The 6,114-nt window shown below is 33.0% G+C and carries 3 protein-coding genes and 1 pseudogene; all 4 read right to left on the reverse strand.

Annotated features, from left to right (window positions below; all coding sequences use genetic code 11):
- Positions 1-1,155, reverse strand: a pseudogene (locus CYP84_RS04145) (Z1 domain-containing protein); the annotation flags it as partial.
- Positions 1,145-2,548, reverse strand: a complete 1,404-nt coding sequence (locus tag CYP84_RS04150; protein ID WP_084042019.1) for an ATP-binding protein — start codon at positions 2,546-2,548, stop codon at positions 1,145-1,147. The pseudogene CYP84_RS04145 and the gene CYP84_RS04150, both read right to left, overlap by 11 nt.
- On the reverse strand, positions 2,529-3,554 hold the full coding sequence (locus tag CYP84_RS04155; RefSeq protein WP_084042020.1) for a DNA cytosine methyltransferase: 1,026 nt from the start codon (positions 3,552-3,554) through the stop codon (positions 2,529-2,531). The genes CYP84_RS04150 and CYP84_RS04155 overlap by 20 nt, the downstream gene beginning before the upstream one ends.
- Positions 3,555-3,908: 354 nt before the next feature.
- A complete protein-coding gene (locus CYP84_RS04160) occupies positions 3,909-5,552 on the reverse strand; it encodes a site-specific integrase (RefSeq protein ID WP_258033890.1) in 1,644 nt (547 codons plus the stop codon).
- Positions 5,553-6,114: the final 562 nt, after the last annotated feature.

A 6,114-nucleotide genomic window follows, 5' to 3' on the forward strand; every position in this document is an offset into this window, starting at 1 on the left:
CTTTTCGGCGCCGAAATAATTAGTTGGTGCATCAAGGGCATATATAAAATCTCTTGGAAATAAATCTTTAGAAATCTGCTCATTCATGTTTTTAATTTTTACGCTTTGCTCATCTTCTATTGTATGATCTATAAAAATATTTGCATAAGGTGTGGCAGTATATGCAACATAAGAGCTTTTTTCGAAAAGCTCCAAAAGAGCCCTTAATTCTTTATTTATAGTGGTTGGATCACCCTCCTCTTTTGTATTTATGGAGGCATAGTCAGACTCGTCATCTATCAATAACATGGCATGTTTTGAAATTTTATTATTATAATGAAACTTGATCCATCTTATGACATTGGAAAGAGTGCTTGCGTTTTTCTTTATAACCAAAAGTACTGGCGTATTAATATTATCAAAATTTACACCTTGTGAGTTTTTACGTGCATCTGTTGTATTAAAATCGCTTATTTCCGTAGTCAAGCTAATGGGTTGCATTCTATTTGCATTAGGCAAATCATCAAGTCCAACCCCGACTATTTTTGAGTCATTTTTACCAACAAAAGCCTCATTTATACGAATTTGAGTCTGGTTTCTAAGATTGTTTTTATCTCCAGCAACAATAACTATAAATTTATAACCAATATCGGCAGCCTTACATATCAAGGAAGCATAGTTTGAAGTTTTGCCAGACTGAACATGCCCTACAACCATACCGTATACACTAAATTTATTCTCTCTTGGATCTCCAATTTGATTCATTATCATATCAGTATCATCATCTACAGTCTTGATAACTTGCGGAGGCAATAAGCCTTTATAAAATTTTTCCAATCTATCCCAGTAAAAATTACTATTATTGGCTTTTGTGTTTATGCTATACCAAGACGTATTGCGTCGTTTTTGTTCATCGCCTTTTATTACTAAGCCCGTACTCATCCTTACATTAAAATATTTCTCTAAGTCGTCTTTTAGTTTTTCATAATCATTATCTGAAAAATCGCCGTCTTGGTTAAATATATCAACTTTAATGTCGGACTTAATAAATCTTTTTACTCGAGATATTTCGTTGTCAATATCTTCCTCTTGTAAAACCTCATTCTGTTTAGAGTACTTGTTGGTCAAACTACTTTTTGAAAAATTAAAAACTTCTTCATAAAAACTACATTCCATCCAACGGCTCCTTATATTTTTTAAAAATCTCTATTTTTTTAATTTCATCTTCGCTAAGTCCTATATTTTTTAGATATTCCAGTATTTTAACCGCTTCTGTATTTGAAATAATACCCTCTTGCCTAAAATTATGTGGATTTTGCTGGACCTGTACCTGTATAGCTTCTAATGGTATGCATGCCTCAAGTGATTTTAGGTATAGCTGAAATAGTTCTCTCGTTTGCAAATCCAATAAATCTAATAATTTTTGATGCATTGGATTTTCTTTATTTATTGCAAAATAAATTTTGCTATCTTCGCAAACTAAATCCCAAAATCTAATAACATTTTTGTCATTTATTTTACGACCACGAGTGAAAAAGGGCTTTACCCCATCTTTTATGGAGTATAGAGCAACTCTTTTAAGCTCTTCTTTCAAGCCAGCAACTGGATTTGCGATAGACTTTTTTACATCAATATTCCACAACTCGTCTTGATCGTTTGAAATTTCAATCTTTATACGAACAAGCTTTGTTGTATCGCTAGATTTAAGAATACCCCACCATTTACCGTAAACAAGTAGCCTGTGGGCTCTGTATAGATAAAAACCTTGAGATTTTATATAGCCTTCTCTCCCACTATATTTTTCCCATTCCGATAAAGTCACTTTTGAATGATGCGGTAAGATAAATGGAGTAATTTTTATTTCTTTTTCGTTGTATTTAATTATTTCTGTAGATTTCATAAAGGTTGCATCATGTGTTGGATTAAACGGATTAAAAGGTATTAATGGATTATTGTTGATGGATATTTTTATTTTTCTTGCGCCGTCAGCTCCCTCTAAAAATTGATGAAAAACCAAAGACAAATGCTCTCTTAGCGGTTCTAAACATTCTGAAATTTGCTCGATTTTGTCCATATCTTCCCATACAACAAGAGTAGAATTATCGTTTTTATAAAAATCTTTAAAGATTTCAAGATTTTTATACTCGCTCAACTCAGGCGTCAAAAGTAGCCATTTATCGCTTTTAGAGATATAGTCCAAGTCCCATTGTTTAATGTTTATCTGATTACATTTTTTTGATACAACGGTAAGTTTTTTACATTGAGAAAATGAAGCCGTTTTAAGACCTAAACCAAATTTACCAAGTGCGATATCATTTCTTTTCTCATCTGGATTTTTTGATGATAGCCTCATAGCTTCTATTAGTTCATCTTCGTCCATTCCCGCACCATTATCTAGAATGCAAAAAAACGGTTCAGGATGCTGTATGGCATAAATTTTTATATCATTTGCGCCAGCTGATATACTGTTATCAATGATATCTGCAACTGCTACCTCGAAAGTATACCCTATGTCGCGAAGCGATTTGATAAAATTTGCAACATTTGGATTAATTTCTATCGGATCCATCCAACACCGCTACAATCTCTTTTGCAATTTTTTCAACCATTGGCACAACAACAGAATTTCCAGCCTGCTTATACAACTGTGCTCTTGATATGTTTGATGGGAGTATAAAGTCCCTTGAAAAGCCTTGTAAATTAAAACATTCTTTTGGGGTTAATCTTCTTATTACACCATCATCTAATATAATTGGTATATTGTGTCCACCTGCACCCATATTTGCAGTTAGAGTAGGGCACACATTTGATTTATTAGGGCGAACATAATAGCGTCTATACTGATAAACAATATTTTCATCCACAACACTCTCTATCACTTTACGGTGAATTTTATTATTTTTGTCGTTATAAATATCAGTCAAGGTAACGCACGAGTTATCTAGAAAGAATTTTATACTTTTTGGTTTCTTATTTGTTTCCTTGGGAATTTTAAACTTGCTAGATAGTAGATTGGATTGTTCCGTTTCTTTTATATTTTCTTTTATAGGTTTTTCAAATAAATAGTCGTCTTCATCCTTAAAGCCTACAATATAAATTCTTTCCCTTCCCTGTGGTATGTCTGTATACTTTGCAGCGTTTAATATAAATGGTATAAAAGAATATCCAGCTCTTTTTATCTCATTTCTAATGGTTTTAAAAGTTTCACCGTTATTATGAGAAGCTATGGTTTTAACATTCTCTAAAAAAAAGGCTTTCGGCCTTAATTCTTTTAGTAATCTTGATACTTCAAAAAAAAGCTTACCACGTTCATCTTCAAACCCTCTGCCATGTCCAGCAAGTGAAAAGGGCTGACAAGGAAAACCTGCTGTTAATATATCTATATCACTTAAATTTTTACCATTTAACTTTTTAACATCTCCTTCAATGAGGTTGGTGCTGACGTGATTCAATCTGTAAGTTTTACAAGCGTCTTTATCAATTTCATTTGCCCATACAACATTACAATTTGAATTTTTAAATGCTTGGCACACACCACCAACTCCAGCAAATAAACTTCCTACTCTGTAAGTCACAAAAAACCTTTTTAATTTTTATGAATTATATAACAATACTTATAAAATATAAAAGCATTTAGTTTTAGAGTAGTTAGCCTCAAAATTCAACTTCTTTTCCTTAAGTGCTGTGCCATATGATATTGCTTTGCGTATGGTTTGCATTTTTATCCTTTATTTAATACCTAAAATAATACTAAATAAGATATAAGAATAGTCTTAAAGCTCATGCTTTGAAATTTATTCCTATTCATTTTCATACGATACCATCTCTACTTTACTCTTTAGTGTGTTTGCATTAATAGGCTTAGCATAAGTGTTTAGCAAAATTTTATACTGCTTTTCATGTCCTACTATCTGAGCTATAAGGTTAGCCTATACCTCGCGCTGCACTAGATAGTCTATAAAGTAGTGTCTAAAAGAGTAAAAGGTCTTTTTAGAGTCTTTGTCTATAAACTTTCTTTGGATCTGGCTTCTAAAAATTTCAGAGAAGTCCTTATTGCTTACCTTAAATATATTTCCGCTTTTCTTGCTATTAACATATTTTAGCAAACCTAGATCTATGAGCTTACTATGAATAGGCACAAATCTAATACTATTTTTAGTCTTGGTAGTTTTACCATCATTTGTATTGATGTTAAAGCAGTAAATTCCATCTTTTAAGACTATATCTTCTTTATGAAGTTGTGTGATCTCTTTTATCCTCATGCCACTATAAGCAGCTATCATTGTGACGTAGTAGAGCTCACTAGCCTCTATCCTTGAACTTGGTGATTTACCACTTTGTTTGATACTAGTTACTATCTCAAAGATCTTCCTAGCTTCTGATGCTTCGTATGGAAGCACTGCCCTTTCGCTAGGGTCTATGTCTATCTTGACGTTCATTTTTGCAGTTATGCTTTTACCTATATAGCCACTATCAAAGCAGTAGTTAAAAAACTGAATAACCCTTATCATATATTTTTGGATAGTAGGCTCAGAGAGTTTATCGTCCTTTTCACCTAGCTTAAGTATCTGAGATAAACTTTTATCTTTATACCTACTCTTTTGGGCTAGCTTAGTTGGAACTTTATAAAGAAGATCTCTAAATTCAAGCAAGTTATCTCTCGTGATCTTATAAACTGGCGTATCTTCTTTAAAGTATAAAAATAAGAGCTTTTTTACGCCAGTAACTAATCTTTGCGTATCTGGCGACCACTTGTCAGCTCTTTTAGTGTTTGTTTCAAATATATGAAATGCATCCTTTAAGCTCTTTTGATCTTCTAAATTTAAAGCTGTGAATTGATTGCTAGAGCCAGATGCCACTTGCAATGCTTGCCTGATCTCATACTCTTGTGTTACTTGGGCGCTAGGATTAAAAATACTAAAGCTACTATCGTCATCTAATTTTATCTTGATATTTTTTGGTGGATTTGGATCCATTATGATATCTTCCATGCTTCTATGGCTATTATTTGTTCTTACTAGCTTTAAATTTGAGGTCGAGCCATACTTTTGATCTAGTATGGCATAAACCGTTTCGCTAATCCTCTGAGCCATAGCCTTAAGCTGTCCATCCGTAATAGGCAAACAACCGCTATCTTCAAGCTCTTTTATATTTTCTTGAAAAGAATCTATATCCTTAGCATCAAACGAACTAGGCGTGGCTTTAGTATCATTAGAGCCATCTTCAAGGAAACAGTGCTCACGCTTGTCATCAAAGAGCACACTGCTCTTCTCAAGCTTTGATACAAGATAGTTAAGTGTTAGTATGTTTTTCTCTAAAAGAGTTTGCCCTATGTTCTCTTTATCCTTGCTGCCAAGAGCACCAGCAGTGTTAGTGATATTACTTATATCCTTAATTAAAATTTGAGGTAGATCGCCATCTATCAAACTTTGTTTAAAGTAGTCATTGAGCGCATTTAGAAATTCTACATCCATCTTCTTATTAAGAAGAGAGTGCTCTTTGATGCTCTTACTAAGCTTTACTTTCATAAACGAATTTACAAAAGATTGGATTATGTTATCACTAAGATTCATGTGAACTGCCCTTTTTATCAGGTAAAGATTATTATCTAGAATTTTAGCCCTTTTTCTGGCTTTTTCCAAGAGATTAGTGGATGTGGAGAAGCAAATTTCTCGCTTTTCGTTAAAAAATTTTCTGATGCTTGGAGCAAGTGTGACTCGGTAGTAATATATACCGTTTCGCTCCCTTAAGTGTTGTCCCATATTTAATAGCCAACCGGTCAAAAATGGAACAGTTTTATGTAACGACTAAGTAAAAAATCGTCTAAAGTGCGTATTTCAGGCTTTCAGGAGCTCATATAAAAAATCCTCATAAGCCGGAGGTCGGGAGTTCAAGTCTCCCCCTTGACACCATTGATACCTAAACTACGATGTTTCTACAATATTATATTGCAGTCACCTTTCATAAAATATAGCTTAATGTTTGTAGCAAAATAAAAATTTATGTAGCAAATTTTTAAGCTTGCAGTAATTTTAGCATGTTTTTTGTAAAAATTCTAAAATCTTACTAAGACACCAAGAGTCATGTGAGCTTGTGCGGAAATTATAAAAAGCCAACTTGTTATATCTATTATTT

It is taken from the genome of Campylobacter concisus (assembly GCF_002912425.1).
GTDB lineage: Bacteria > Campylobacterota > Campylobacteria > Campylobacterales > Campylobacteraceae > Campylobacter_A > Campylobacter_A concisus_AH.

Bases quoted from the DNA above. Each gene is read 5' to 3' on its own strand.
- CYP84_RS04150 (WP_084042019.1), bottom strand. From the start codon at position 2,548: ATGGATCCGATAGAAATTAATCCAAATGTTGCAAATTTTATCAAATCG.
- CYP84_RS04160 (WP_258033890.1), bottom strand. From the start codon at position 5,552: ATGAATCTTAGTGATAACATAATCCAATCTTTTGTAAATTCGTTTATG.